At 32.6% G+C, this 26,516-nt stretch carries 26 protein-coding genes; 24 read left to right on the top strand and 2 right to left on the bottom strand.

Going from position 1 to position 26,516, the window contains the following annotated elements; all coding sequences use genetic code 11:
- Positions 1-16 precede the first annotated feature (16 nt).
- The 15 genes from ftsE (at position 17) to IMX26_RS09830 (ending at position 15,778) form a co-directional block, all read left to right on the top strand.
- Positions 17-712 carry a cell division ATP-binding protein FtsE gene (gene ftsE / locus IMX26_RS09900; RefSeq protein WP_195158232.1) on the top strand — a complete coding sequence of 232 codons (696 nt, stop codon included), beginning with the start codon at positions 17-19 and terminating at the stop codon, positions 710-712.
- Complete coding sequence (gene ftsX / locus IMX26_RS09895; protein ID WP_195158231.1) at positions 693-1,577, top strand: permease-like cell division protein FtsX; 885 nt, start codon at positions 693-695, stop codon at positions 1,575-1,577. Before ftsE ends, ftsX begins: the two co-directional genes overlap by 20 nt.
- A 28-nt stretch (positions 1,578-1,605) precedes the next feature.
- Positions 1,606-2,739 (top strand): peptidoglycan DD-metalloendopeptidase family protein, encoded by a 1,134-nt coding sequence (locus IMX26_RS09890; protein ID WP_195158230.1) that lies wholly within the window; start codon positions 1,606-1,608, stop codon positions 2,737-2,739.
- A 288-nt stretch (positions 2,740-3,027) separates the two neighbouring features.
- Positions 3,028-5,019 (top strand): excinuclease ABC subunit UvrB, encoded by a 1,992-nt coding sequence (gene uvrB, locus IMX26_RS09885; RefSeq protein WP_195158229.1) that lies wholly within the window; start codon positions 3,028-3,030, stop codon positions 5,017-5,019.
- A gap of 126 nt (positions 5,020-5,145) precedes the next feature.
- The gene (locus tag IMX26_RS09880) at positions 5,146-5,493 is read left to right on the top strand and encodes a TIGR04076 family protein (protein ID WP_195158228.1); all 348 of its coding nucleotides are present in this window, start codon (positions 5,146-5,148) and stop codon (positions 5,491-5,493) included.
- 73 nt (positions 5,494-5,566) lie between these two features.
- Positions 5,567-6,319 (top strand): N-acetyltransferase, encoded by a 753-nt coding sequence (locus tag IMX26_RS09875; RefSeq protein WP_195158227.1) that lies wholly within the window; start codon positions 5,567-5,569, stop codon positions 6,317-6,319.
- Between the two features lie 388 nt (positions 6,320-6,707).
- Complete coding sequence (gene uvrA, locus IMX26_RS09870) at positions 6,708-9,521, top strand: excinuclease ABC subunit UvrA (RefSeq protein WP_195158226.1); 2,814 nt, start codon at positions 6,708-6,710, stop codon at positions 9,519-9,521.
- Between the two features lie 99 nt (positions 9,522-9,620).
- Positions 9,621-11,465, top strand: coding sequence for an excinuclease ABC subunit UvrC (gene uvrC, locus IMX26_RS09865; RefSeq protein ID WP_195158225.1), 1,845 nt, complete (start codon positions 9,621-9,623; stop codon positions 11,463-11,465).
- A 1-nt stretch (position 11,466) separates the two neighbouring features.
- Positions 11,467-12,234: a DnaD domain protein gene (locus tag IMX26_RS09860; protein WP_195158224.1), complete on the top strand. Its 768-nt coding sequence runs from the start codon at positions 11,467-11,469 to the stop codon at positions 12,232-12,234.
- A 16-nt stretch (positions 12,235-12,250) separates the two neighbouring features.
- A complete protein-coding gene (locus tag IMX26_RS09855) occupies positions 12,251-13,258 on the top strand; it encodes an ATP-binding protein (protein WP_195158223.1) in 1,008 nt (335 codons plus the stop codon).
- A gap of 195 nt (positions 13,259-13,453) precedes the next feature.
- Positions 13,454-13,834, top strand: a complete 381-nt coding sequence (locus IMX26_RS09850) for a DUF2089 domain-containing protein (RefSeq protein WP_195158222.1) — start codon at positions 13,454-13,456, stop codon at positions 13,832-13,834.
- A 4-nt stretch (positions 13,835-13,838) separates the two neighbouring features.
- The gene (locus IMX26_RS09845) at positions 13,839-14,174 is read left to right on the top strand and encodes a hypothetical protein (RefSeq protein WP_195158221.1); all 336 of its coding nucleotides are present in this window, start codon (positions 13,839-13,841) and stop codon (positions 14,172-14,174) included.
- 16 nt (positions 14,175-14,190) lie between these two features.
- A complete protein-coding gene (locus IMX26_RS09840; protein WP_195158220.1) occupies positions 14,191-14,577 on the top strand; it encodes a hypothetical protein in 387 nt (128 codons plus the stop codon).
- Positions 14,578-14,599: 22 nt separating this feature from the next.
- Positions 14,600-14,953: a phage holin family protein gene (locus IMX26_RS09835; protein WP_195158219.1), complete on the top strand. Its 354-nt coding sequence runs from the start codon at positions 14,600-14,602 to the stop codon at positions 14,951-14,953.
- An 18-nt stretch (positions 14,954-14,971) separates the two neighbouring features.
- Positions 14,972-15,778 (top strand): Cof-type HAD-IIB family hydrolase, encoded by an 807-nt coding sequence (locus IMX26_RS09830; protein WP_195158218.1) that lies wholly within the window; start codon positions 14,972-14,974, stop codon positions 15,776-15,778.
- 45 nt (positions 15,779-15,823) lie between these two features.
- Here the strand turns inward: IMX26_RS09830 and IMX26_RS09825 are convergent, their stop codons facing one another.
- Together IMX26_RS09825 and IMX26_RS09820 are read right to left on the bottom strand one after the other, a co-directional pair.
- Positions 15,824-16,369 (bottom strand): hypothetical protein, encoded by a 546-nt coding sequence (locus IMX26_RS09825; protein ID WP_195158217.1) that lies wholly within the window; start codon positions 16,367-16,369, stop codon positions 15,824-15,826.
- A gap of 21 nt (positions 16,370-16,390) precedes the next feature.
- Complete coding sequence (locus IMX26_RS09820) at positions 16,391-17,122, bottom strand: hypothetical protein (protein WP_195158216.1); 732 nt, start codon at positions 17,120-17,122, stop codon at positions 16,391-16,393.
- A gap of 596 nt (positions 17,123-17,718) precedes the next feature.
- Between IMX26_RS09820 and IMX26_RS09815 the strand changes: the two genes are divergently transcribed.
- The 9 genes from IMX26_RS09815 to IMX26_RS09775 all read left to right on the top strand — a co-directional run bounded on the left by IMX26_RS09815 (position 17,719) and on the right by IMX26_RS09775 (position 26,502).
- On the top strand, positions 17,719-17,979 hold the full coding sequence (locus IMX26_RS09815) for a TM1266 family iron-only hydrogenase system putative regulator (protein WP_195158215.1): 261 nt from the start codon (positions 17,719-17,721) through the stop codon (positions 17,977-17,979).
- Positions 17,976-19,016 (top strand): [FeFe] hydrogenase H-cluster radical SAM maturase HydE, encoded by a 1,041-nt coding sequence (gene hydE / locus IMX26_RS09810; RefSeq protein ID WP_195158214.1) that lies wholly within the window; start codon positions 17,976-17,978, stop codon positions 19,014-19,016. Before IMX26_RS09815 ends, hydE begins: the two co-directional genes overlap by 4 nt.
- 29 nt (positions 19,017-19,045) lie before the next feature.
- Positions 19,046-20,422 (top strand): [FeFe] hydrogenase H-cluster radical SAM maturase HydG, encoded by a 1,377-nt coding sequence (gene hydG / locus IMX26_RS09805; RefSeq protein WP_195158213.1) that lies wholly within the window; start codon positions 19,046-19,048, stop codon positions 20,420-20,422.
- A gap of 8 nt (positions 20,423-20,430) precedes the next feature.
- Positions 20,431-21,618: a [FeFe] hydrogenase H-cluster maturation GTPase HydF gene (gene hydF / locus IMX26_RS09800; RefSeq protein WP_195158212.1), complete on the top strand. Its 1,188-nt coding sequence runs from the start codon at positions 20,431-20,433 to the stop codon at positions 21,616-21,618.
- Between the two features lie 495 nt (positions 21,619-22,113).
- Positions 22,114-23,406, top strand: a complete 1,293-nt coding sequence (locus IMX26_RS09795) for an HD domain-containing protein (protein WP_243259060.1) — start codon at positions 22,114-22,116, stop codon at positions 23,404-23,406.
- Between the two features lie 7 nt (positions 23,407-23,413).
- Positions 23,414-24,592 (top strand): MBL fold metallo-hydrolase, encoded by a 1,179-nt coding sequence (locus IMX26_RS09790; RefSeq protein WP_195158210.1) that lies wholly within the window; start codon positions 23,414-23,416, stop codon positions 24,590-24,592.
- A gap of 696 nt (positions 24,593-25,288) precedes the next feature.
- Positions 25,289-25,531 carry a hypothetical protein gene (locus tag IMX26_RS09785; RefSeq protein ID WP_195158209.1) on the top strand — a complete coding sequence of 81 codons (243 nt, stop codon included), beginning with the start codon at positions 25,289-25,291 and terminating at the stop codon, positions 25,529-25,531.
- Positions 25,532-25,630: 99 nt separating this feature from the next.
- Positions 25,631-25,867, top strand: coding sequence for a hypothetical protein (locus IMX26_RS09780; RefSeq protein ID WP_207729274.1), 237 nt, complete (start codon positions 25,631-25,633; stop codon positions 25,865-25,867).
- Between the two features lie 59 nt (positions 25,868-25,926).
- Positions 25,927-26,502, top strand: coding sequence for a hypothetical protein (locus IMX26_RS09775; RefSeq protein ID WP_195158207.1), 576 nt, complete (start codon positions 25,927-25,929; stop codon positions 26,500-26,502).
- Positions 26,503-26,516 lie beyond the last annotated feature (14 nt).

Genomic DNA, 26,516 nt, shown 5'->3' with positions numbered 1-26,516 from the left:
AGCCGGAGGGTTAAAAGTGCTTGTATTTAAAAATGTAGAGAAATCATATTCTAAAAATGTTAAAGCGATTGATGATCTTAGTATGAATATTAAAAAAGGAGATTTTGTATTTTTAGTTGGACCAAATGGTGCAGGTAAATCTACACTTCTTAGATTAATATCCTGTGAAGAGAGGCCTACTACTGGTTCTATTTATTTTAATGGTACCGATACCTCTCGCTTAAGATTAAGAAAAATTCCTTATATAAGAAGAAAAATGGGGATAGTGTTTCAGGATTTTAAACTGCTCCCTAACTTATCTGTGTTTGATAACATTGCCTATTCCTTACAGGTTATTGGGTTACCAAAAGATAAGGTAAATAAAAGGGTCGATGAGGTATTAAAGATAATTGAAATGACTCATCGAAAATCTGCTTATCCAAAACAGCTTTCTGGTGGTGAGCAACAGCGTACAGCTATTGGTAGAGCAATAGCCAACTGGCCTTTGCTAATTTTGGCTGATGAACCTACTGGAAATCTAGACCCAGATATGACTAGGTCTGTTATGAGCTTATTTTCACGCATAAATAATGCAGGAACAACAGTAGTGATGGCAACGCATGATAAAGATATTGTGAATAAAATGCAACGAAGAGTAATTATGATTAATAAAGGTCGACTTGTTAGAGATGATGCTAGAGGAGGATACAGCAGTGTTTTACAAAATGGGTAATCATCTTAAAACGGCATTTAGAAACCTAATTAGAAATAGCTGGATGTCGACGGCGGCTATTTCAACGGTAATGGTTTGTTTGCTAATTGCTGGTACAGTTGTGTTATTAATCTCTAATGTGAACTGCTTTGTGGATCAAGTAGAGTCTGAACTTGTGATAAAAATATTTTTAGAAGATGGAATAGCTTTAGATAGTAAGGCTTTGCTGGAAGAACGCATAAGAATACATCCAATGGTTAATGAAGTAATATATGTAGATAAAGATGCTGGGATTAATCTACTTAAACGGCAATTTGGTGATAATTCCGAGGTTTTAGATGGTTTAGATTTATATGAAATGATTCCGGATGTCTACGATATAACTGTTAAAGATTCAGCCCAAATATCTATAGTTGCAGAAGCGCTTAAAGAATTTAAAGGCATTAAAGATATCGTATACGGTAAAGAGTATATCGCAGATATAATCAATGTTACAAATGTAATAAGAATGATAGGTATAGGCTTAGCCATAGCTGTAGCTGTAGCTTCGACTTTTGTAATCTTTAATACAATAAGATTAACCGTATTAATGAGAAGTGATGAAATAACCATTATGCGATATGTTGGTGCTACAAATTGGTATATTAGATGGCCATTTATTTTAGAGGGCTGGCTCATTGGCTTGTTTGGCTCTTTAGTTGCAGGAGGCATCTTGGTTTATGCTTATAAGCAGTTTTCCTTGTGGTTTTCAGGGCTTATACAGTATGTTCAGGTTGTGCCAACAGCTACAATCAACACTCAACTTTGGGTATTTTTAGCAATTGGGGGATCATTCTTAGGTATCTTTGGTAGTACAATATCAATGAGAAAGTTTCTTAAACTTTAGTGACTAATAAAACGAAAGGAATAATAGAATGGGTAAACTAAAAAAGTTGTCAGTAATTTTAATAGTAGTATTATTAGTCATGCAAGTTACCATAACAGAGGCTAAAGATGCAGGGCAATTACAAAAGGAATTAATGGATGCAAAAAATGACTTATCAAGTCTTAAAGATAAAATTGATGCAAATGACAATAAACAAAAAGCAACTGCTTATCAGCTTAAAAAATTAAATAGTCAAATAACCGAAACTGAACGCAAAATAAATGTTTTAGAAGAAAAAATAGTTGAATTAGAAACTTCAATATCAAATAGCGAGCAAGCATTAGACCAAGAATTAGAGAATTTAAAAGAACGTGAAGATTTATTGGGTGGCCGTGTACAAGCAATTTATAAATATAGTTCTTTAAGTTATGTTTCAATATTGTTTAAATCAGAAAGTTTAGCTGACTTTTTAAGCAGATACACTATGATGCGTAAACTTATCACTGTAGATAGAGAGTTAATAAAAGAGATAAGCGATAAACGAGTGCAGCTAGAAGCAGAAAAAAAGAGTTTAGAAGAAGCTAAGCAGGCTATGGAATTACAAAGAGAAACAGTTGAGTGCCGTAGAACCGAGTATCAAACTCGTTCTGCTCAACGTAATGCCTTAATGAAGTCTTTAAAAGAAGATAAGAAAGAATTTGAAAAAGCTCTTAACGATTTAGAAGAGACCTCTAAAAAGTTAGAAAAAGAGCTACAAGCCATGGGAGAACCAAGCTCAGTTGGTACTGGTAAGTTTACTTGGCCAACTCCTGGTACAACATGGGTTACTTCGCCATTTGGTTACAGAAATCACCCTGTTACAGGTAAAAGAAGCTTCCACAGAGGTATTGATATTGGAATTGGCTATGGGAAAAATATTTATGCTTCTGATGGTGGCACAGTAGTTCACTCAGGTAGTTACGGAAACTACGGTTTAGCAGTAGTAATTAACCATGGTAATGGAAAATCTTCATTATACGCCCATAACAGCAAGCTCTTAGTTAAAAAAGGACAAGTTGTATCAAAGGGACAACTTATTTCTAAGTGTGGTATAACAGGTTTAAGTACTGGTCCACATTTACACTTTGAGATAAGAAACAATGGAACACCATCAAATCCTATGAATTATGTTAAAAAGAGATAATTCAAACTAGTAAAAATTAAGATTAACATAAACATATATAGCCTAAAATTTACAATAATGCTTGTGGATTTTAGGCTATTATTTTATTTAAAGTAATTTACCTAACTCTTTAAAGCTTAAAAATTTTACTATAAAACACATTGGATATAATACTTGACAGCAAACACTAGTTTGTGTATAGTCAAAAGACTATAGCATGTGAGGTTAAACATGTATTTGTGTAGCAGTAAAAGATTTTTGTAGTTTTTTGATATACTTAATATAGTAAATGGAGCAGGAGGGGATTATATGAGTGAGAATAAATTTAAGTTGGTTTCGCAGTATACACCTAAAGGAGATCAACCAAATGCCATTAATGAGTTAGCAAATGGCCTAAATGATGGTTTAAAACATCAGGTTTTATTGGGTGTAACAGGCTCAGGTAAAACTTATACTATAGCAAATGTAATAGAAAAAGTTCAGAGACCAACCTTGGTTTTAGCTCATAATAAAACCCTAGCCGCTCAACTATGTAGTGAATTTAAAGAGTTTTTTCCTAATAATGCGGTAGAGTATTTTGTTAGTTATTATGATTATTATCAGCCAGAGGCCTATGTTCCTAGCACTGATACCTATATTGAAAAAGATGCCTCAATTAACGATGAAATAGATAAACTTCGTCACTCAGCCACCTCTGCATTATCTGAGCGAAGAGATGTAATTATTGTAGCCTCAATATCATGCATTTACGGTCTTGGTTCCCCCGAGTACTATTATAAATTAGCCTTGTCTTTAAGGCCTGGTATGGTACGCAGTAGAGATGAAATATTGCGTCATTTGGTAGACATTCAATATACTAGAAACGATATGAATTTTCAGCGTGGTACCTTTAGAGTACGGGGCGATATTTTAGAGGTTTTTCCTGCTTCTAATAACGAAATAGCTATTAGAGTAGAGTTTTGGGGTGATGAAATAGAGCGTATAACCGAAATTAATAGCCTAACAGGTGAAATAATGGCAGACCGTAATCACGTTGCCATTTACCCTAAGTCTCACTTTGTAACCTCCGAAGAAAATATAGAGCGTGCTGCTATTGATATAGAGGCAGAATTAGAAGTGCAGCTTAAAAATATGAGAGATGCTGGCAAGTTGTTAGAGGCACAAAGACTCGAGCAAAGAACTCGCTATGATTTAGAGATGATAAGAGAGCTAGGTTTTTGCAAAGGTATAGAGAACTACTCACGCCATTTAGATGGTCGAAAAGAGGGTGATCCTTCTTATACACTTATAGACTATTTTCCTGATGATTTTTTAATGGTAGTTGATGAGTCTCATGTGTCTATGCCGCAAGCAAGGGGTATGTACTTTGGAGACAGATCACGTAAAATGACTCTAGTAGACCATGGCTTTAGGTTGCCAAGTGCTGTAGACAATAGGCCATTAAAATTTGAAGAGTTGGTGGAAAGACTAAAACAAGTCATTTATGTATCAGCCACACCGGGGCCTTATGAATTAGAGAAAAAGCAAAAACTTGTAGAGCAAATAATTAGACCAACAGGATTAATTGATCCTATGATAGAGGTTCGACCAATTGATGGTCAAATAGATGATTTATATAGTGAAATACTAAAAACTATTGCTAAAGAAGAACGGGTATTAGTCACAACTCTCACAAAACGAATGGCTGAAGATTTAACAGACTACTTTAAAGAGCAAGGTTTACGAGTGAAATATCTCCACCATGATATAGATGCTATTGAACGTATGGAGCTAATTAGAGACTTAAGAGTTGGTGCTTATGACATTTTAATTGGTATAAACCTCTTAAGAGAGGGGCTAGACATACCAGAGGTTTCTTTAGTAACAATATTAGATGCCGATAAAGAAGGCTTTTTAAGGTCGGAGACCTCCTTAGTGCAAACTATTGGTAGGGCAGCCCGAAACTCTAATGGTAAGGTTATAATGTATGCCGATCGAATGACTGGCTCAATGGAACGAGCAATTAATGAAACTAATCGTCGGCGTAATATTCAGGTTAACTACAATCAAGAGCATAATATCACTCCTCAAACAATTAAAAAGTCAGTAAGGGGTTTGTTAAAGGTTTCAAAAGTAGCAGAGGAGCAAGCTGATTACCTTTCTACTAAGAGCATAAAGCGCTTAAGTCGTTTGGATGCTAAACAGTTAATAATGAACTTAGAGCAAGAGATGTTACAGGCAGCTAAAGAACTAGAGTTTGAAAAAGCCTCGGAGCTTAGAGATTTAATTAGGGATATTAAGAAGAGAAAAAAACTCAGATAACAATAAGCACGATACGAGACTTCTGAAAAATAAGTAGTAGGATAAAAAGCCAAAACGGATCAACTGCAAATTGTTTTGGTACTAAGATATAAGGTGTTAGATAAAATCTAAAGTTGGAGGTTAATTATGAAAAAATGGTATAATGAGGAATACGAATGGGAAATTGAGGTGGTAGGATTTCTTCGTAGTGAACACACGGAGCGTTATTGTCGAAACGGCGAAGAAATCGGAGATAAATATACCTGTACCTATGGGTGTCCTGTAAATGCAGATGGGCAGGGTATCTGCTCCAAAGTAATGATGATGATGTACCCAATTATGGAGGCTGTTAGAAGTGGTGGAGATTTAGAGAACGTTGGCGGAAATAGTAAATACAGCAAGGATATTGTATGTCCAGATGGCTGTGTTAGGTTTAGACTAACAGCAAAAAACCTTGGTAATGAGAATTTTTATAAAGGTAAGTTTTTCGATTAAATTGATTTTTTTTATGTTCAGTTTATAAGGTGAAATACTAAAAGAAGAATCACAGTTTGAAGTGAGGGTACACATGAGTAATGATTTTATTAACTTAACAACAGATAACCTTTTTGATGAGCATTTATGTTGCATTATTCGCAGCAAAAAGTTTCATCAAGGTATTGACTCAAAGCGACAATGGCTTGCTGACCGACTAAATGAAGGACATGTCTTTAGAAAGTTAAATGCAAGAGCTACAGTTTTTATTGAATATGCTCCCCTAGAAACTGCTTGGGTTCCCATAACTGGTGATAACTATTATTATGTGTATTGTTTATGGGTTTCTGGTAGTTACAAAGGAAAAGGATATGCAAAATCACTGATGCAGTACTGTATAGCTGATGCCAAAGAAAAGGGTAAATCAGGCATTTGTATGTTAGGAGCAAAAAGGCAAAAATCATGGCTTTCTAACCAATCGTTTGCAAAAAAGTTTGCTTTTGAGGTTGTTGATACTACAGATTATGGATATGAGTTGCTGGCACTGTCTCTTGATGGATCAGAGCCAAGGTTTGCACAGAATGTTAAAAACCAAGAAATCGAAAGTGAAGAACTAACAATTTATTATGATATGCAATGCCCATATGTTTATCAAAATATCGAGATGATAAAACAGTATTGTGAAATAAATAACGTTCCTGTATCTTTAATTCAGGTGGATACGCTCCAAAAAGCAAAGCAGTTACCTTGTGTTTTTAATAACTGGGCTGTGTTTTATAAAGGTAAATTTGAGACAGTAAACTTGTTGTTAGATGTTAAAACTTTAAAGAGAATACTAAAAAAATAAAAATTTAGTATTTTGGGCTTTTACATAATTATTGAACTGTATTCAATAGCGGAAATAGGAATTAACAAATTAAGACATAAATAAAGGAACGCGTTAGCCGATTATGGTTACCCGCGTTCTTTTCCGTATGAGGTGTTGTTTTATAATCTGTTACTAATTTAAGGCTATACTATTTAAGCCTTGCATTTGTGCACTTTTACCTTGTTTGTTTGGTTTTAAACCCAACATATTTACGCAATGTTAAAATAATATTTTAAACAATGCTTGTCACATCTGTTTTTTTTATCTATAATAAGAATATTGCATAAAGCGAATGTATGTTCGATAAATTAACAAGTTAATTATAGATAATTTTATCATATCTAAAATTGATGTGGAGGTATGTTTAGTGGCTCAAAAAAAAATTGTAATAAGGGGTGCTCGTGAGCATAACTTAAAAAACATAGATGTTGAAATACCGCGTGATAACTTGGTTGTTATTACAGGATTAAGTGGCTCAGGTAAGAGCTCTTTGGCTTTTGATACTATTTACGCCGAGGGTCAAAGGCGTTATGTTGAGTCTTTATCTGCTTATGCTCGGCAGTTTTTAGGACAAATGAAAAAGCCAGATGTTGATTCTATTGAAGGATTGTCACCAGCCATATCAATTGATCAAAAAACAACCAGCAGAAACCCCAGATCTACAGTGGGAACTGTAACTGAAATTTACGATTATTTAAGACTTTTATATGCCCGTATTGGAGTTCCACATTGTCCTAATGGTCATGGACCAATAACTCAGCAAACAGTTCAACAAATAGTAGATAAAATATTAAAAATCCCCGAGCAAACTAGGTTTCAGGTGTTAGCGCCAGTAGTAAGAGGAAAAAAGGGACAGCACTTAAATCTGTTAGCTGATTTAAGGCGAGAGGGTTATGTAAGGGTACGTATAGATAAAAAGGTATACCAACTGGAAGAAGAAATAGTTTTAGAGAAAAACAAAAAACACAACATAGCAGTTATTGTTGACAGATTAGTTATTAAGGATGGCATAAAGCAGCGGTTAACAGACTCTCTTGAAACGGCCTTAAAACTAGGTAATGATTTAGTGATAATAGACGTAATAGATCAAGAAGAACAGCTTTATAGCACCAGATATGCATGCCCTCATTGTGGATTTAGCTTGGGTGAACTTGAGCCTCGGATGTTTTCATTTAACAGCCCCTTTGGAGCTTGTAGTGAGTGTAGCGGTTTAGGTTATAAAAGAGAGGTTGACCCTAATAAGGTTATTTTAGATGATAGTCTATCAATTAATGAGGGAGCTATAACCCCGTGGAACCTAAAGAATACAAATTATTATCCCCAACTACTGAAGGGTGTTAAAAAAACCTTTGGCATAGACTTAAATAAACCGTGGAAAGAGCTTAGCGAAAAAGATAAAGATTTAATGCTTTATGGTAATAATAAAGTGAAAATTAAAATGAAATATAAGTTTATTCACGGTGGAGTAAGAAACTACGAAACTTACTTTGAAGGAGTTATTAATTATTTAGAGCGTCGCTATGAAGAGGGCTCCGAGAATAGAGAGTCACTAGAGCAGTATATGAGCTTAACTCCTTGTGCCAAGTGTAAAGGAAAAAGATTACGTAATGAGAGTTTAGCTGTGTTAGTAGATAAATATAACATTGCAGATATAACTAATTTATCAATAAAAAAAGCTCTTAAAGCCTTTAATGAATTTAATTTGACTGAGAAACAAGAGTTTATCGGTAATCAAATTATTAAGGAGATTAAAGCACGGCTTAATTTTTTAAATAACGTTGGTTTAGATTATTTAACTCTAAGTAGAAAAGCAGGAACTTTATCTGGTGGTGAGGCTCAGCGAATTAGGCTAGCAACCCAAATAGGATCTGGCTTAACAGGAGTTGTATATATTTTAGACGAACCTAGTATTGGTTTACATCAACGAGATAATAGCCGGTTAATTCAAACCCTAAAAAGGCTAAAAAATCTTGGTAATACCTTAATAATAGTAGAGCATGACGAAGAAACCATGCAAGAAGCGGATTATATAATTGATATTGGTCCAAGAGCTGGTTTGCATGGTGGAGAGATTATTGCAGCAGGAACCCTTGATGAAATAAAAAAGATTGAGGGTTCAATAACTGGTCAGTATTTATCAGGAAAAATGCAAATTACCACACCTAGCGAGAGAAGACAACCTAATGGTAAATGGCTTACTGTTGTAGGTGCAAGTGAAAATAACCTTAAAGATATTGATGTTAGTATTCCTCTAGGATTATTCACCTGCGTAACTGGGGTATCTGGCTCAGGCAAATCGTCGTTAGTTAATCAAATACTGTATAAATCATTGTCTCGTAATTTAAACAGAAGCAAATTGTTTCCTGGCAAACATATTAGTATTGAGGGTTTAGAATATTTAGACAAGGTAATTGAAATAGATCAGTCTCCCATTGGCAGAACACCCAGAAGTAATCCTGCAACCTATACCAAAACATTTGATATAATTAGGGATCTTTATGCAGAAACCTCATTAGCTAAAATGAGGGGTTATAAAAAAGGTCGCTTTAGCTTTAATATAAAAGGTGGTCGCTGCGAGGCTTGTAAAGGTGATGGCATAATTAAAATTGAGATGCATTTTTTACCAGATGTATATGTACCTTGTGAGGTTTGTGGAGGAAAACGTTATAATAGAGAGGCTCTTCAAGTTTTATATAAAGATAAGTCAATAGCAGATGTGTTAGAAATGACCGTAGATCAAGCTTTAGAGTTCTTTAAAAATGTTCCTCGTATTGCTAAAAAGCTGCAAACATTACAGGATGTTGGCTTAGGCTATCTTCATTTAGGTCAACCTGCTACCCAATTGTCTGGTGGTGAGGCTCAGCGTATTAAACTAGCCACTGAACTAAGCAAACGAGCAACGGGAAAAACTATTTATATTTTGGACGAGCCAACAACTGGTTTGCATATGGATGATATATCTAAGTTATTGACTGTTTTACAAAGACTAGCTGATGGTGGTAATACAGTGGTAGTGATAGAGCATAATTTAGATGTTATTAAATGTGCAGATTATATTATAGATCTAGGCCCAGAGGGTGGAGAGAATGGTGGTTTAATTATAGCCACAGGTACACCTGAGCAGGTAGCTAATATAGAGCACTCTTATACCGGCCAATTTCTTAAAAAAATACTAAAGTAATAATATTTAGGGGGCGCTTATTTGAATGAGCTGTCCCCTTTATAATTAAAAGTGTTATAATTAAAATTGATATTACTAGAATAGCTAGGAGCTAAATAAATGAGTCAGCTAATTAGAGATAAACTAAAACTTTTACCAGACATGCCTGGTTCCTATATAATGAAAAATTGTGATGGCAAAATCATATATGTAGGTAAGGCCGTTAATCTTAAAAATAGAGTACGCTCCTATTTTAATTCTTTTCATAGCCATGACCCCAAAACTCAAGAGTTAGTATCTAATATATATGACTTTGAGTATATTGTTACAGATACCGAGATAGAGGCGTTGGTGCTTGAAAGTATTTTAATTCAAAAACATCAACCCAAATACAATATCCGTATACCTGATAATAAACACTTTTTATATATTAAAATTAATAAAAATCTGCTTTATCCTCGCTTAGAGTCAGCTTATAAAGTAAGTAAAGATAAATCAACTTATTTTGGGCCTTTTCCAAATTCATGGGCAGTTCGAAACTTAGTTGATGTGCTTAGTAAAGTATTTAAGCTAAGAACCTGTAAAAAGGTAATAACAACAGATAAAAAAGATAGAGCTTGTTTAAAATACCATATAAAATTATGTTTAGGTCCTTGTATTAAAGCCATAAATGTTGAGGATTATCATGCTAGGTTAGAGAAAGCTATAAGATATTTAAACGGTGAAGAGCGTGAAATAATAAATGAATTAACATCAGAAATGGATAATGCTGCCCAAAATTTGCAATTCGAAAAAGCGGCCAGAATTAGAGACAATATAAAAAGCCTGTCAAAAGTTTTAGAAAAACAGAAAATAGTATCGGGAAAAGGTGAAAATTCTGATATTATATCTTTAGCCAGAGGTGTAGAGGACGTATGCACTATAGTTATGTTTATGCGTGATGGTCATATTGTGGGTAGAGATATAAATGTTATAGAGGGTGGAGTAGAAAAGCGTTCTGAGGATATTTTAACTGCCTTTGTAAAACAGTACTATGTATTAGATACCTTTATACCCCGTAATATAATTGTTGACGGCGAAATATATGACCAACAATTGTTAGAAGAATGGCTTACAGATAAAAAGAAAAGCAAAGTATATATTCATATACCTCAACGAGGCGATAAAAAAAGACTAGCATTAATGGCTCGTAAAAATGCAATGCTTGCCGTTGAGGAGCGCTGGAAACAAAGGGGCAGTCATGATGATATTCGCCAAGGAACAATGAGTGAACTAGCTCACTTCTTAAAGTTGCCAACAACACCCAAAAGAATAGAATGTTACGATATATCTAATACTCAGGGTCAACAAAGTGTTGGTTCTATGGTAGTATTTATAGATGGACAGGCTGCAAAAAAACATTACAGAAGATTTAGAATAAAAACAGTAGAGGGTCCAGATGATTTTTCTAGTTTAAAAGAGGTTTTGGAGAGAAGATTAAAAAAACTCAACTCAAACGATTTATCTTTTGGTCAAACTCCCGATCTAATAATTATAGATGGTGGTATGGGGCAACTTAGCTCAGTAATGACTATTGTTCAAAAACTATCCGCTACCGATATAACTATAGTGAGTTTGGCGAAAAGAGAAGAGCTAATATATAGACCAGGTAGTAAAATACCCATAGAGTTGCCAAGGCAGTCTCGAAGCCTTTATTTGGTACAAAGAATAAGAGACGAGGCGCATAGATTTGCTATTGAGTATCATAGAAATCTTAGGTCTAAAAGGCAAAAAAGCAGTACGCTGCTTAAAATTCAAGGCATAAGTACTGTTAGGCAACGAAACTTAATGAAAGAGTTTGGCAGCATAAAATCAATCTCTAAAGCTAGTGTTAAACAGCTCTTAGAAGTTAAGTCAATGAACAAAGCTGCGGCAAACGCAGTTTATCAATATTTTAATGGTTCTAAAAAAGAGAGAGGTGAGTAGTATGGCTGATGGTTTTAAAATAAGAAGTGGTGTAAAAAGAGATAATGTAACCTGCATTCCTAACGAGATTTGGGATTTATATTTACCCCATATTGGAGGCATAGGTGTTTTAGTTTACACCTTTTTTTATAGATTAGTTAGTCAAAGAAATAAAGTAGATTTTGAGTACATGGCTAATGAATTACAGTTACATTACGAAGATGTGTTTAAAGCTATTGGATCCTTAGTAGAGATTGAGTTGATTGAGTTTACAGGTACTGCTAATACTACCTTAAAAATCAATGACCCCAAAGATAAAGATCAGTTTCACAGATATATGCAATCTCGTAAGGCAAGTAGGAGTACAAGAGCTGAAGACAATAAAAAGCGGGAAGAGCTTGAAATACAACATCGTAATGATAGTATTTATAATATTGCAGAAAAAGAATATGGCAGGCCTCTTCGTTCTTCTGAATTTAGAACTTTAGCTTCATTAGAAGATGATTTCTCACGAGATTTAATTGTAGAGGCAATAGCAAGGTCAGTTTTAAATCAAGCTTTTAATCTACAGTATGTTCAGAGTATTCTTCATAATTGGAAGCTAAAGGGTATAAAAACATTGAGTGATGTGCAATTTGATGATGAAAATTACAAAAAACGCAAAAGTAGTAAAAGCAATAAAAGTAATAAAAGTAAAAAAACAACTCCATTGGTTAAAAAAAGTTCGAATGATAAATCGTTATCCAGTATGTATGATGAAAGAATGAAAAAACAAGGCTTAAAAAAATAAAATTCAGGTGATTTAAATGATTATTCCTAGTGGAGAAAAAAAGACCCAAAACTATAATAAGGCATATGAACGAGCCCAGTTTTGGTATAACAAGTACCCCAAGCTTGAAAGGCTTGATACTCAAATTGCCGACACCTTGTTATCGTTTAGTAATAATAATTCAAATGAAGTTGTTACAAAACTAAAAACAATTCAGGCAGAACATCAAGATTTTTTGGCAAAACACAAAATTCCCAAAGACTATAAATCACCAAAGTTTGAGTGTGAGAAATGTCAGGATAGCGGATGGGTTGAGGAAGTAGATTATCGAGCTAGTAAACTATATGGTTATGAAATTAAGAGAGTTGTAAAATGCAATTGTTTAGTTAAAGCACAAAAGCAAATGCTTATAAATAATTATTTTAAGGCGTCATGTTTAACACCCATAATGAAAAAACAAACCTTTAATAGGTTTAGACTAGATGTATATAGTGATATAGAATTTGAACATGAACATTCCCATAGGCAATTAATGCATTCTAATTTATTGGTGGCTCAAGATTTTGTAAAAAAAATGTATAAGGTTTCTAATGGAGTATTAGGATTTGATGTTAAAGGCTTGTATCTAGAAGGTAATCCTGGGGTTGGAAAAACTTTTTTATGTTCAGCAATAGCTAATAGCTTACTTAAAAGAAACGTACCGGTATTGTATTTGCCATTTGTAGATTTTATGCAACAGCTTAGAGGAACTATCAGCGATAATCGCAAAAAAGTAGACGAGTATATTGAGGCAGCTAGAGAAGTAGATGTTCTGATACTTGACGATTTAGGAGCAGAAAGCATTACAGACTTTTCTCAAGAGGTTTTGTTTTCTATCATTAATTACCGAACTAGTTGTTTAAATAAACCCATAATAATTTCAAGCAATTATACAATAAAAGAATTAAGAAACAGTATATACCATGCTAGAATAGCCTCTCGAATTCAAAAACACTCGGATATTTTACACTGTGTCGGAGATGATTTACGGGAGATAATTAAATAGATTAGTGCAAAATTGGCTATGCTACAGTAGAAGAGACTGTAATAGCCTTTTTTATTACCTAAATAAAGATATTGTAAGTAAATATTGATATTTTAAATATTTAAATTAAAAATATGTTGACATTGTTTAAAAACATTAATATAATTAATGTAAAGATTAATATTATTAATAAAGATAATGAATGGTGGTGTTACTATGTATGATGCTCCTGGTAAGTGCCCAGTGTGTGATAATAATTTGAGTGTAGCAGTTTTGAAATGTAATAGGTGTAAAACTGAATTAAGTGGTAGTTTTAAGCTAAGTAAATTCTGCCAATTAGATGATGAAATGAAAGAATTTGTAGAGGTATTTATTAAGTGTAGAGGTAATATTAAAGAAGTTGAAAGAGAATTGGGTATATCTTACCCAACAGTACGTAGTCGTTTAGATAAAGCTATTGAGGCATTAGGTTATAAAGTAGAAGACGAATCTACTTCAGAAAAAATAAGTGAAGCTCGTCAAGATATACTTAAAAAACTAAGTGAAGGCAAAATATCAGCAGAAGAAGCTACAAAACTTATTAAACAATTAGGTTAAGTTTATGCCAAAGAAGTTTATAAAGAATTACTACATGTTATGTGATTTAACATTAAAGGATAAGGGGAAACACTTTGTTATACCGATACCATTATTTATGTTAGATGGTGTGTTTGATTGTTGGTGGTTAATTAAGCCGTTTATGAAGTATATACCCAATAAAAATATGCATAAGTGGACATTAAAGTGGTCAAACTCATGGGATTTTGACATACAGCAAGTAGCAAATATATCAATACAGTCTGTTCGCAAAATTTGGAATGCTTTTAGGCGATGTGGTCGATTAGATTTAGTTGATATAGAAACAAATGAAGTAAAGGTTAAATTAAAATTATTTTAGTGGGAGGGTTTAGGTAATGAATAAACAAGAAGAGCGTATGCAGATATTAAAAATGATTGAAACAAAACAAATTACTTCAGAAGAAGGAATGAAGTTATTAGATGCTTTATCTGCATCTACAACTAAAAATGAATTAAAACGGGTAAACACAAATGTAGATAGAGTTTTAAAGGTTAGAGTTATTGAGAATAATGAGAACATAAAAGTTAATGTTAATATACCAATAGCATTAATAGAAGTATTAGCTGATGTAGGACTTAAGTTTTTACCGGTAGATAGATATCCTGAACTAAAACATATTGATATAAAACAGTTATTAGAATTGATTCATTCTGGTATTAATGGTAAATTAGTAGATGTTCAAGCAGGAGATGGTACTGTAGTTGAAGTATATGTAGAGTAATATTATTTATTAGGAGGTATTTATGAAAAAAAATTTTTTTGGTAAAGTTGTTGTTAATGCTCTTGCGATTTTTTTAGTAGCACGTTATTTATCATCTGGCTTTTATATTAGTAGTGTAAGTGCTGCTGTTATTGCAGGTATAGTTTTAGGATTCGTTAATTCAATAATCAGACCATTATTAATTTTAGTATCACTACCTCTTAATATAATATCTTTAGGATTATTCACATTTGTTGTGAATGGACTAATGTTACAGGTTACAGATTTTTTTGTGCCTGGAATGCAATTAAACGGCTTTATTAATTCAATATGGATTTCTATTTTAATTAGCATAATAAGTCTTATAATAAACGGTTTATTATTTAAGGAAGACTAGAGTTAGAGGGATAAATAAATGACAGTTAAGCTATTAGCTTTAGACCTAGATCATACTCTCTTAAACGACAAAAGAGAAATTGATATTAGAGATGCAGAAGCTATTAGAGCGGCGAGAGATAAGGGAGTAGCAGTTACTATTGCTACTGGCCGAATGTTCTCTGCCGCTCATAATTTTGCAAGAGATTTAAACATTGATGTGCCTATAATAACTTATCAGGGTAGTATAATTCGTAAACTAATTTCTGAAGAAGATTTACTACATTTGCGTTTAACCAATGTTGTTGCTAAAAGAGCAATTGAAATAGCTAAAAAGGCTGATGTGCATATTAATGTATATGATGGCGATAGGCTCTTTGTAAGAAAACATAATGAGCTTGTAGAGAGGTACAAAAAAGTTAATGGTATAGAGGTTATTATTAACAAAGATTTTGTAGATGATTTAAAAATTGCACCTACTAAGCTAGTTTTTATAGATAATAACTATGATAAGCTAAATATACTGCAAAAAAATATTGAGCAAAAATTTCAAAATAATTGGGATATAACAAGATCATTTCCCCATTTATTAGAATTAGGTCATAGACAAGCAACAAAAAGCAAAGCCTTAGAGTTTTTATGCAAAGAATTGGATATAAAACATCATGATATTATGGCAATTGGTGACGGAACTAATGATATAGATATGTTAAAGTGGTCAGGTATAGGAGTAGCTATGGGTAATGCTCCCCTTGAAGTAAAAAGAATTGCCGACTGGGTAACAGCAGATAATAATAACAATGGAGTAGCAATTGCTATTGAAAAGTATATATTAAATAAAAGATAGGGTTTGCTAAGCAAACCCTATTTAATACTGTAAAAGAGAATTTAGCTATTCAGTTTTAGCAAAATTAAAATTAGGATCTATTTCGCCGTTTGATTTTAGCGAATAAATACTAAAACCATATGCCTCGCATGTTTCAGCATCATAGTAAGTTATTGCTTCTGCGTTCTTAATGAAGCCCTTAGATATTTTTACACCGTTAGGATAGCTAGTTACAATAACCCATATCATCCTATCCTTAGAGATTTGGGCGTTGTAATCAAAATACTCATATTCATTAATAAATGTTTCATATGTCATTAATTCTTTGCTTTTGTAGGTTGCACCGTTCTTAAGTTTACTCTCTTCAATATAACCCTGCATTGATTCAACAGGTTTTAGATTATCGGAGTTTTCATTTGCATTTCTTATCTCTTCAACTTTACTACTCAGTATTTTTGCTTCTTGTTTAGGTAGTCTAAACATATATTCATCGTTTTGCATTTTAAGTTTATTGAATCTTGACAGCTCTTTAGCTGTACTTGGTAAGGTACTAAAATAGATAACACAACATATAACCAAAATAGTAATAGCTATTAGCTTTTTTCTATTCATATTTATTCCTCCAATAAGTTTTTAATTAAAGGTAATTCTATTGGTACTGCTATCATAACTTGCAGATATATTACATGGAGCATCATGGGTTCTATTTGGAGATAAATTACTCCAAGGTATCCATATGCGTTCTGTTGTATTATTATCATTATCATAATCATTTGTATCTATAACATAATACTTAGGGTTGCTAATTTTTGTATCCCCTATTGATTGATTGCTCTGAGCATCACTTGTTACTTCAAATCCCATGTCATGTGTTCCACCACTGGCTGGACTAACATTATCTGCAAAACTTCCAAAATACTTTGTGCCAATATAGATATCATATATTTTTTTACCATAGTAATCTACGATTGTAAAAGTATAGGTTGTTCCTGTGTTGAAGCTTCTTATTAACTTATCACAAGTATATACACCATTTACTTTTTTTGATTTAAAGAAACCATCATGATAAATACTATTTGATGTACCATCTGCTAGATTGCCTTTTTTATATCCAATCTCAAACCAATCACTAGTACTATTAACTTGGAACCACTGTTCAAAATTAATTTTATTATAAGGGTGATCATTTTCATCGTAGTCTGGATCAACAACTGGTATTTTAAATTCTCCTTTTATGCCTAAGTGGCTATCATTATTAATGCTATATAACTCATATTCTGTACCAGCTAAACTTACTTTTGCATTAATCGAAAAAATAGCTAAACAGATTAGCAGTGACATTAGCAAGATTCTTTTTAATCTCATTAAACAATTACCTCCATAATTTATTTTAATTGTAATATATTGTAATACACTACAATTAAACTTTAAACTAAGATTGCTTTTTTGTCAAAGAATAAGTATTTTAATTATTAGATGTCTAAAATATTAATAATGTTCCATAATAAGGTTTTGATTAAACAGTACTATAACAATCGCCTTTATAGTACATTGACATATCTAAAACTAACAAATATAATCAAAGTATGCCAAGCAGTAAAGTGAAAACTGAGTTGTTTGGTAACCATTTTAATAACCTAACAGCCAAGACCCATAACTGGTCTTATCTGAAAGGAAGTTAGCCATAATTAATTGAATGCTATTTTAAATAGCGTATCAGTTTACTTTTGAATACTAACTTTCGTTTTAACGGAAGTTTTTTTAGTAGGAATAGAGGTAATCCTATTAATTGTTGTTATTCACTTGAGGCAAAGCTTCCACTTAACAAGGGGAGCTTTTTTAGATTAATGCAAAATAAACATCAAAGAATATTAAAGATTACTTGTATTTTAAGTAATTAAGGCAGATTAAAATTACATAACAGCAATAAAGGTTGTTAACTAACTTCTTGGAGGATAAAAATGAGCAAACGAATAGCTATTATTGGTGCGGTACTGGAGAATCCTAAAATCTCACAAGATCAATTTAATACAGTGGTGTCTAATTTTAAAGGAATAGTAAAAGGTCGCATGGGTTTGCCAATGCCTGAGGCTGGAGTATCGGTAATTTCAATTACTATTCTGGCAACTTTAGATGAAATAAACAATCTTACTGGACGTTTAGGCAACATTAAAGACGTTACTGTTAAAACATCAATATCTAAGAAAGAGATAGTAGTATGAAAGAACTAATAACTAAGCTTTATAAAGAAAATAGCTTATCTAAAAATGAGTTGCTGCAAGTAATAAATTACAGTTTAAAAGATCCAAGCTTATTATTTGAAAAGGCATGGCAAACTGCAAGAGAATCTTATGGCGATAGTGTTTTTATAAGAGCACTAATAGAGTTCTCGAATTATTGTAAACAAAACTGTAAATACTGTGGTATCAGAAAAGATAACAAAAAGGTAGATCGTTATCATTTAAGTAAAAACGAGATTTTACTTTGTATAGATAAAGCACAAACATTAGGTTTTCATTCTTTTGTATTACAAAGTGGAGAAGATTTTAGTTTTACAGCAGAATCTTTAGTAGACATTATCAAAGAGATTAAGCAGCGTGCCCCAAATAGTGCATTGGCTCTGTCAATAGGTGAAAGAGATTATGAAACATATAAAAGGCTTAGTGATGCAGGTGGAAATAGGTTTTTACTAAGGCATGAAACCTCTAATACTCAAATTTATGATAATATGCACCCAAATTTGAGTTTTGAAAGCAGAGTTGCATGTTTAAAAAATCTCAGAAAGGCTGGCTTTGATATAGGTGCAGGTTTTTTGGTAGGTTTACCAAATCAAACAATAGCTGATTTAGTAAATGACTTACTTTTCTTAAAAGAACTTAATCCTGAGATGGTAGGAATTGGGCCCTTTATACCTCATCCCGATACACCTTTAAAAGAGTGTGAATCTGGCTCATTACCAATCACTTATATTATGTTAGCGCTTGTTAGATTATTGTTACCTTATTCACTTATTCCAGCTGCAACAGCAGTATCTACCCTTAATAGCGATGGAAGAAGTATGGCTCTTAAAGCTGGTGCAAATGTAGTTATGCCTAATTTAAGTCCTCAAACTGTAAAAGAGAAGTATGAATTATATAAAAATAAAGCAGGAAGCACTGATAGTAGCAAAAATGAACTATTAAAATCAATAAAAGTCATTAAAGAAGTTGGCTTAGTCCCAGACATGGGTCGAGGAGATCCTATATTTAAAAAAAGTTAATTAAATAATTAAAACTAGGAGAGAAGACAATGTTTATAAATCATCAATATATATATAACCTTTTAGAAAATGCCAAAACTCTTACAGATCAAGAGCTTACCCAAATACTGCGTAAAGCAGAAAATAAAGAGCCCTTAACCCATCAAGAAATAGCTAATCTATTACAAATTGAAGATAAAAATATGTTAGCTAAAATTTATAAAACTGCTGGAAAAGTGAAAAGGCAAATTTACGGTAATAGAGTAGTTGTGTTTGCTCCATTGTATATTAGTAATTATTGTGTTAATAATTGCACATATTGTGGATATCGTAGAGATAACAATTTTAACAGATCAAGATTAACAACAGAGCAAATTGAGACAGAGGTTAAAATTCTTGAAAAAATGGGTCATAAAAGAATAGCACTTGAAGCAGGAGAAGATCCAGTAAACTGTGATATAGATTACGTTTTAGATAGTATAAGTACAATATATAATACTGAAAATATTAATGGTAGAATTCGCAGAATAAATGTTAATATAGCCGCTACAACAGTAGAAGACTATAAAAGGCTAAAAGCCAAAGAAATTGGTACTTATATCTTATTCCAAGAGACCTATCATAAACCAACATATTTAAATGCTCATAAAAAGAGTATAAAAGGCGATTATGAGTATCATTTAACAGCCTTTGACCGCGCTATGGAAGCCGGTATTGATGATGTTGGAGGTGGAGTTTTATTTGGTCTGGCAGACTATAAATTTGAGGTATTAGCTTTAATGCTACACAACGATCATTTAGAAGAAAAATTTGGAGTAGGGTTCCACACTGTTTCAGTGCCTAGACTTCAAAAAGCAGAGGGTATGGATTTAGAAATGTTTCCTCATTTAGTAGATGATGATCATTTTAAAAAATTGGTTGCTATTATTCGCTTAGCAATTCCTTTTACAGGAATGATTTTGTCTACTAGAGAAAGTGCATCCTTAAGACGTGAGCTACTAAACTATGGAATTTCTCAAATTAGCGCTGGCTCTTGCACAGGTGTAGGTGGCTATAAAGAGAGTGAAATGAAAAAATCAAAAAAACAATTTGAACTAGCCGATGATAGAAGCCCCCTCGAGATACTTAAAGAATTGGTTAGTGAAGGTTTTGTACCAAGTTATTGTACTGCTTGTTATCGTAATGGACGTACAGGTGATCGATTTATGCGTTTAGCTAAATCTGGTCAAATTCAAAATGTTTGTCATCCAAATGCCTTGATGACTTTAATGGAGTTCATGTTAGATTACGGTGATGAAGAGTTACTAAAAAAAGGTGAAATTTTTATTGATAAACAGGTTGAAACCATAGAACGTGAAAAAGTAAGAAAGCTTGTAAGAGGAAATTTAGCCAGACTAAAACAAGGTGAAAGAGATCTATATATCTAGGAGTTAAAATGAGAAAAACACCTAATTCAAATAGAATTCACATTGCTGTATTTGGTAAAAGAAACGCAGGTAAATCATCTATCATAAATGCCTTAACAGGCCAAAAAGTTTCGTTGGTATCAAATATAAAAGGTACTACAACTGACCCTGTATATAAAGCTATGGAGCTGATACCGCTAGGTCCAGTATTATTTATAGATACAGCAGGGTTAGACGATGAGGGTGATTTAGGTCAGCTTAGAGTGAAAAAAACAACAAGAGTTTATCAAAAAACCGATTTTGCTTTATATATAATGGATATAAATGACATTGACTATGAGGTTTATCAAGAAGCGCAAAGAAACTTTAAACGCTTTAACATAAAACATCTCTTAGTTATAAATAAAGCAGATACAGCTAATGACCAGCAAATACTAGAGATTAAAGAGAAATATGAAAATAGTATTTTTGTTTCCGCCTCTCAACTAGTAAATATTGATAATCTTCGTGAGTCAGTTGTAAATTGTTTAAGCACCGAGATTGAAGAAGATGTTATAGTGGGTGATTTGCTGCCATATGATAGTACTGTAGTTATGGTGGTGCCCATAGACTCTGAAGCACCAAAGGGTAGAATAATTTTACCTCAGGTGCAATTAATAAGAGATTGTTTAGATCACGGTATCAAGTCTTATGTGGTAAGAGATACCGAGTTAGAGGGTGCCCTAACAGATTTAAAAAAAGTAGATTTAGTAGTTACAGATTCACAGGCATTTAAAGAAGTAGATAAAATTGTACCAAATGATATTTTACTAACATCATTTTCGATACTATTTGCCAGACATAAAGGTGATTTTAATATCCTCTTACATGGAACTAAGGCAATAGATCAGCTAAAAGAAAATAGTAGAATATTAATAGTAGAAACCTGTAGTCATAACCAAACCCATGAGGATATAGGTAGAGTAAAAATACCAAAACTATTAAGAAAACGAACTGGCAAAACCTTAAACTTTGAATTTGCTATGGGTGTAGATTTACCAAGTGATTTAGGTTCTTACAACCTTGTTATCCACTGTGGAGCCTGTATGTCAAACAAAAAGACCATGCAAAGCCGCATGTTAATGTGTCAAGAAGCAGGTGTGCCAATTACTAATTACGGTATGACTTTAGCTATGATTAATGGAATATTAGAGAGGGCTACTGAAGTATTTAATTAGATTCGTTTTAGTATACTAAAACTCACGGTTTGGGTAATTGCAAGATTGCAATTACGGTGTGGGCTTACACTATGTGTAACGCGGGGTGGAGATTGCTTTGGCAATCTGGTGTGGGCACCCTGTGGGTTGCGGTTTTTTAAGCCCACTTTGTGTTACACTCTAGCTCGATAAAATAGGTAGGGTACGCATTTTATGCGTACCGAGTAGGTCATTACGTTAACCTAAACTCTCAAGAATGGGTCAGTTGGAAATTGAAAACATTTTCCGACTGACCCTTTTATTTTTTACGTAGAATTATTACTTAAAAATAAAATAAAACAATTACCCACCCCAAATATTAAAGTGAGTATATTCCGTTTTTCTGTGGTAAACTATAGTGTACAATTATGGAGGGAGGGGTTCTCCCTCCATAAGCACCAATTTTTTAATATACTATAGTGTAATGATGCCTAAAGGGGTGGCAATATGCAAATTCCAGCTTACATAAAATTGATAATGAAAGAACTTAAAAAACATAACTATGATTCCTGGGTAGTTGGTGGGGCTGTACGAGACAGCTTGAGAGGTAAGGTACAGAGTATTTTTCAAAAACTATTCCTACAGGTATTAAACATGGTACAGAGTATTTTTTCAAAAACTATTCCTACAGGTATTAAACATGGTACAGTTACTGTAATGATAAAAAATGAGCCTGTTGAGGTAACAACGTTACGCATTGATGGTGAGTATAGTGATAATCGCAGGCCCAATGACATAAGTTTTACTGCAGATATAGAGCAGGATTTAGCTCGTCGTGATTTTACGATAAATGCAATGGCATACAATGAAGCTGAAGGTCTAGTAGATCCTTTTAACGGTCAACAAGATTTACAACTAGGTTTAATTAGGTGTGTTGGCAATGCAACTGAAAGATTTAGTGAAGATGCTTTACGGTTGTTAAGGGCAGTTAGGTTTGCAACAGTTATTGAAGGTAGCATTGAAAATAACACCTTAGAGGCAATTAAAGAGCACAGTGACAATTTAGAAAATATTAGCAGAGAGCGCATTGCCACAGAGATGGTTAAAACTTTAACTGCGAATATTCCCTCTAAAGGAATTAGATTATTATTCGAAACAAATTTAATTAAAATAGTTTTACCTGAACTTGTTAAGGCGAAGGGCTTTAATCAGCAAAATCCACACCATGATAAAACAATTTTAGAACACACCTTAAGTGTTTTAGATTGCATAGATAATACTGTAGAGTTACGTTTGGCGGCACTGTTACATGATATTGCTAAAATAAAAACATTTACCATAGATAAAAAAGGCATTGGACACTTTTATGGTCATGAAAAACTATCGTCGGAGCTAGCAGAAGTTATTCTAAAGCGCTGGTGCCAGCCGAATAAAAGAATAGACCATGTATGTAAAATTATTAAAGGGCATATGCGAACTTATGGTAGTTATAAACCAACTAAAATAAAAAAGTTTATGACTGAAATTGGGGTAGAATATCTTGATGATTTATTTAAGCTTATGGTGGCAGACAAAATAGGCAAAAAACCACCCTACGACTTTACAAAAATATATAGGCTAAAATTTATGTGTGAATCAATATTAGCTAATAAAGAACCGCTTAAAATAGTTGACCTAGCCGTAAATGGCAATGATATGATGCAACTAGGCTTAAGCGGTAAACATATTGGCACTACTTTGCAAAGGTTGTTAAACAAAGTATTAGCAGATCCTAAAAGTAATCAAAAAGATGTTTTAATTAGTACAGTTAAAAAATGGCAACAAGGATAGAGGAATAATGATAAAACTAAAAAAACTGTTACTCATCTTATTTATTTGTATTTCCTTAACTTCCTGTACCCTAGAGACAATAAATAATAAAGAGCCTCAAGATAGCTTACAAGATATAAAAGCTGAATTTCATTTTTTAAATGTTGGACAAGGAGATTGTACCTTAATTAAATTAGGAGAATATATAGTTTTAGTTGATGCTGGCCCCGATACGGCTGAGAGTTACATTATTCAATATTTAAATGATATGAAAATTAAGGACATTGATTTATTAATAGTTACTCATCCCCATGATGATCATATTGCAGCATTAGCCTCGGTATTTAAAAGCTTTAACGTTAAAAGAATAATAGATAGTGGTTATTACCACCCCAATAAATACTATAAAGCATACGAAGCAGCATTAGCTCAAGAATTATTATTAGGGGCAAAATACAGCGAAGATAAAGACCTAAAAATTGAGGTAAGTGAGGATATGTATATAGAAATTTTTGAGAATGGTGATGACTGGCAAGAGGTTAATAATCAATCTGTAGTTAGTAAAATTACTTGTGGAGAAGTAGAGCTATTATTAACTGGAGATCTTGAAAAAGAGGGAGAAAAAGCGTTAATAGATAGTGCTGTAAATATAAATGCAGATATTTTTGTTGCTGGACATCATGGTTCTATTACAGCCAACACTAAAAAATTTGTACAGTCAGTAAACCCAAAATACACTGTAATAAGTGCTGGTTTTGACAATATCTATGGTTTGCCTCATGATGAAGTCTGCGATATGTTTGAAAATCAAGGTGTTAAGATGTTTGAAACAGCCTATTATGGAACTATAGTTTTAAAAACGGATGGTAAGATTATAAAAAGAGAAAGTCTTAATGATGATTATCGCTTAGAAATAACTAAAGTTGATAAAGTAAATGAAACTGTAACCATTAAAAATAATAGTAATAAATCTCTAGACCTAAGTGATTGGTATTTATTATCTTACGCTGGTAATCAAAAATATAGTTTTCCAGAGGGTTATATCCTAAAGCCAAGAGCACAAGTTAAAATAACATCTGGAAAAAATGCTTACGAGAATGGAACAACAAGTCTTAAATGGACTACTAAAAACATCTGGAGTAATAGTAAACGTGATCCAGCTTACTTATATAATAAAGATAAAGATATGATTATTATGAAAGAATAAATATCATAGGTAAATAAGTAATTTACATTAATCTGGTAATAAAGTGATATTGTAAAAAAAGATGATAAAAAATTAAAAAAAGTGTTATAATCTATATTTTTTGTGAAGGAAAATATAGTTTTATGTCGAATAACTACATCACTAGGGTAAACTCGACTTTTGGGGCGTATTATGCACCTGCAATTATATTTTTCATTTATTTTCATAACTCCTTCCCTTCACCAAAAGAGGGTTACCCAGCGGCTTTTAGCCGCTTTTTCTTTTTTTAATGGGTGTTTTTTTACGCACGCTGTCGAGAAAAAGTTATCTCTGCGGTGTACGTAAAATTTTTTCATACATATACCTAATACTATAATCAATGCCAAATTTTATACATGTGTAGTTCATGTATGATTTTTAAAGCTGTAATAAACGCTTATTTTAAAACTTTAAGTATTATTGGTATTGAAAATATAGATAAATTTACTGAGGTGTGCAGAGTGTAATAATATTATGAGAGAAAGTAAACAAGAAAAAGTATAAAAGGCAGTGGGGATTTATACTGTAGGGTTTACTAAAACAAAGTAATTAAAGCTTTAGCGAAAGCTTACAAAGGCGTTTCTCTTATCTAGTCAAAAAGTTTAAACTATTTATATAATGGGCATATAACAGTAACTATTATAACTAATTATTTATAATCAAGAATGGAGTTATGATGTGAACAAGTTAAAAGCTACAATAAAAATAAACTCATACAAGGTTCGTAAGTACGGGTTTTTAAGCTTTATGTTAATAGTAATAGCTATTGTTTTTTACCGCTTATATATTTTAAAGCCCCAGTTTTTTATTAAGGTTGCTAAAATAGCGATTGTTGCTGTAATAGTTGTTATAGTCTGCAAATTTTTTAAGAGAAATTTCTCAAAAAAATGCCCTTTATGTGGTTCAATTATGAGTGAGTAGGATATTAGACTTTTTGATGGAGCTGTAAATAACAAAAAGACTTATCCTGCTATTGGTAAAAGAGTAATAGCTTGCGATAATTGTAAAAATGAATTGCATTTGCTCTTCTATTATGAAGATAACGTTGCCTTAATAAAACAAGATCTAGAGGGGTTTTTAAAACACAGGGTGGTTGCTAAAAATGAGTTAGCTACAAACATCAATCTTTGTTTTAGTGAAATGACAGAAAAACAGTACAAACAACTTAAACAGTCTTTTATAGATAAAGTAAATAGTCATAATAGAAAAGCTGGGTTTAACAAGAATATTAAGCAAATTAAAAAAATAGGAAGGTAAGCTGTTTAAAAAGTTATCTTTAAAATTTCATAACATTAATTAAACAGGAGGTTTTTACAGTGTCAAATTCTAAACTTAATACACCTAAACAAGTTAACCCTGTTGTTGCCAAAATAGTGTTAATTGCAATAAGTGTGTTTATTGCTTATAGATTAGCAGTTTACTCACTAAAAGTGTTTTATTGGTTAGCAGTGTTTGTAATTTTAGCCATAGTATTTTTTAATCTTTATAGAATGCTTGCCAAAAAAGTATTTAAGAAATGTCCTAATTGTAGTGAGCCTCTTGAAGACTACTACCAAACAATAAAGTTTAAAGGGGCAAAGGACATAGATACAGGAGAAACATATGAAGCTATTGCTTTAGTTCGTTATGACTGCCCTAAATGTGATGTTAGTTATTTTCAGCTAAGAATGGCAAATACTAGTTATGGTGTGGGTAAATTAAGCCCTATAAATAAAATGCGTCCAGACTTAAACGAAAGCTTAGTAGCTAAAGTAAAAATAGAAAAGAAAATAAGCAAAGAAGAGTATCGAGGTATTGTAAATGAACTGACAGCAATGGTTAATAGAAACAACAATAATGCTGGATTTAGCAAAAGTGATAAAGATATTAATTTAACAAAAACTAAAAAATAATAGGGGGTTTATTT

It is taken from the genome of Clostridium sp. 'deep sea' (assembly GCF_014931565.1).
In the GTDB taxonomy this organism is placed as follows: domain Bacteria; phylum Bacillota; class UBA994; order PWPR01; family PWPR01.
This window is presented reverse-complemented; position numbering and strand designations above follow the sequence as displayed.

Bases quoted from the DNA above. Each gene is read 5' to 3' on its own strand.
- IMX26_RS09820 (WP_195158216.1), bottom strand. From the start codon at position 17,122: ATGAGATTAAAAAGAATCTTGCTAATGTCACTGCTAATCTGTTTAGCT.
- IMX26_RS09825 (WP_195158217.1), bottom strand. From the start codon at position 16,369: ATGAATAGAAAAAAGCTAATAGCTATTACTATTTTGGTTATATGTTGT.
- IMX26_RS09890 (WP_195158230.1), top strand. From the start codon at position 1,606: ATGGGTAAACTAAAAAAGTTGTCAGTAATTTTAATAGTAGTATTATTA.
- IMX26_RS09880 (WP_195158228.1), top strand. From the start codon at position 5,146: ATGAAAAAATGGTATAATGAGGAATACGAATGGGAAATTGAGGTGGTA.
- IMX26_RS09875 (WP_195158227.1), top strand. From the start codon at position 5,567: ATGAGTAATGATTTTATTAACTTAACAACAGATAACCTTTTTGATGAG.
- IMX26_RS09840 (WP_195158220.1), top strand. From the start codon at position 14,191: ATGAATAAACAAGAAGAGCGTATGCAGATATTAAAAATGATTGAAACA.
- uvrB (WP_195158229.1), top strand. From the start codon at position 3,028: ATGAGTGAGAATAAATTTAAGTTGGTTTCGCAGTATACACCTAAAGGA.
- hydF (WP_195158212.1), top strand. From the start codon at position 20,431: ATGAGAAAAACACCTAATTCAAATAGAATTCACATTGCTGTATTTGGT.
- IMX26_RS09830 (WP_195158218.1), top strand. From the start codon at position 14,972: ATGACAGTTAAGCTATTAGCTTTAGACCTAGATCATACTCTCTTAAAC.
- IMX26_RS09815 (WP_195158215.1), top strand. From the start codon at position 17,719: ATGAGCAAACGAATAGCTATTATTGGTGCGGTACTGGAGAATCCTAAA.
- IMX26_RS09835 (WP_195158219.1), top strand. From the start codon at position 14,600: ATGAAAAAAAATTTTTTTGGTAAAGTTGTTGTTAATGCTCTTGCGATT.
- IMX26_RS09795 (WP_243259060.1), top strand. From the start codon at position 22,114: ATGAAAGAACTTAAAAAACATAACTATGATTCCTGGGTAGTTGGTGGG.
- IMX26_RS09845 (WP_195158221.1), top strand. From the start codon at position 13,839: ATGCCAAAGAAGTTTATAAAGAATTACTACATGTTATGTGATTTAACA.
- hydG (WP_195158213.1), top strand. From the start codon at position 19,046: ATGTTTATAAATCATCAATATATATATAACCTTTTAGAAAATGCCAAA.
- IMX26_RS09855 (WP_195158223.1), top strand. From the start codon at position 12,251: ATGATTATTCCTAGTGGAGAAAAAAAGACCCAAAACTATAATAAGGCA.
- IMX26_RS09850 (WP_195158222.1), top strand. From the start codon at position 13,454: ATGTATGATGCTCCTGGTAAGTGCCCAGTGTGTGATAATAATTTGAGT.
- uvrC (WP_195158225.1), top strand. From the start codon at position 9,621: ATGAGTCAGCTAATTAGAGATAAACTAAAACTTTTACCAGACATGCCT.
- IMX26_RS09860 (WP_195158224.1), top strand. From the start codon at position 11,467: ATGGCTGATGGTTTTAAAATAAGAAGTGGTGTAAAAAGAGATAATGTA.
- hydE (WP_195158214.1), top strand. From the start codon at position 17,976: ATGAAAGAACTAATAACTAAGCTTTATAAAGAAAATAGCTTATCTAAA.
- IMX26_RS09790 (WP_195158210.1), top strand. From the start codon at position 23,414: ATGATAAAACTAAAAAAACTGTTACTCATCTTATTTATTTGTATTTCC.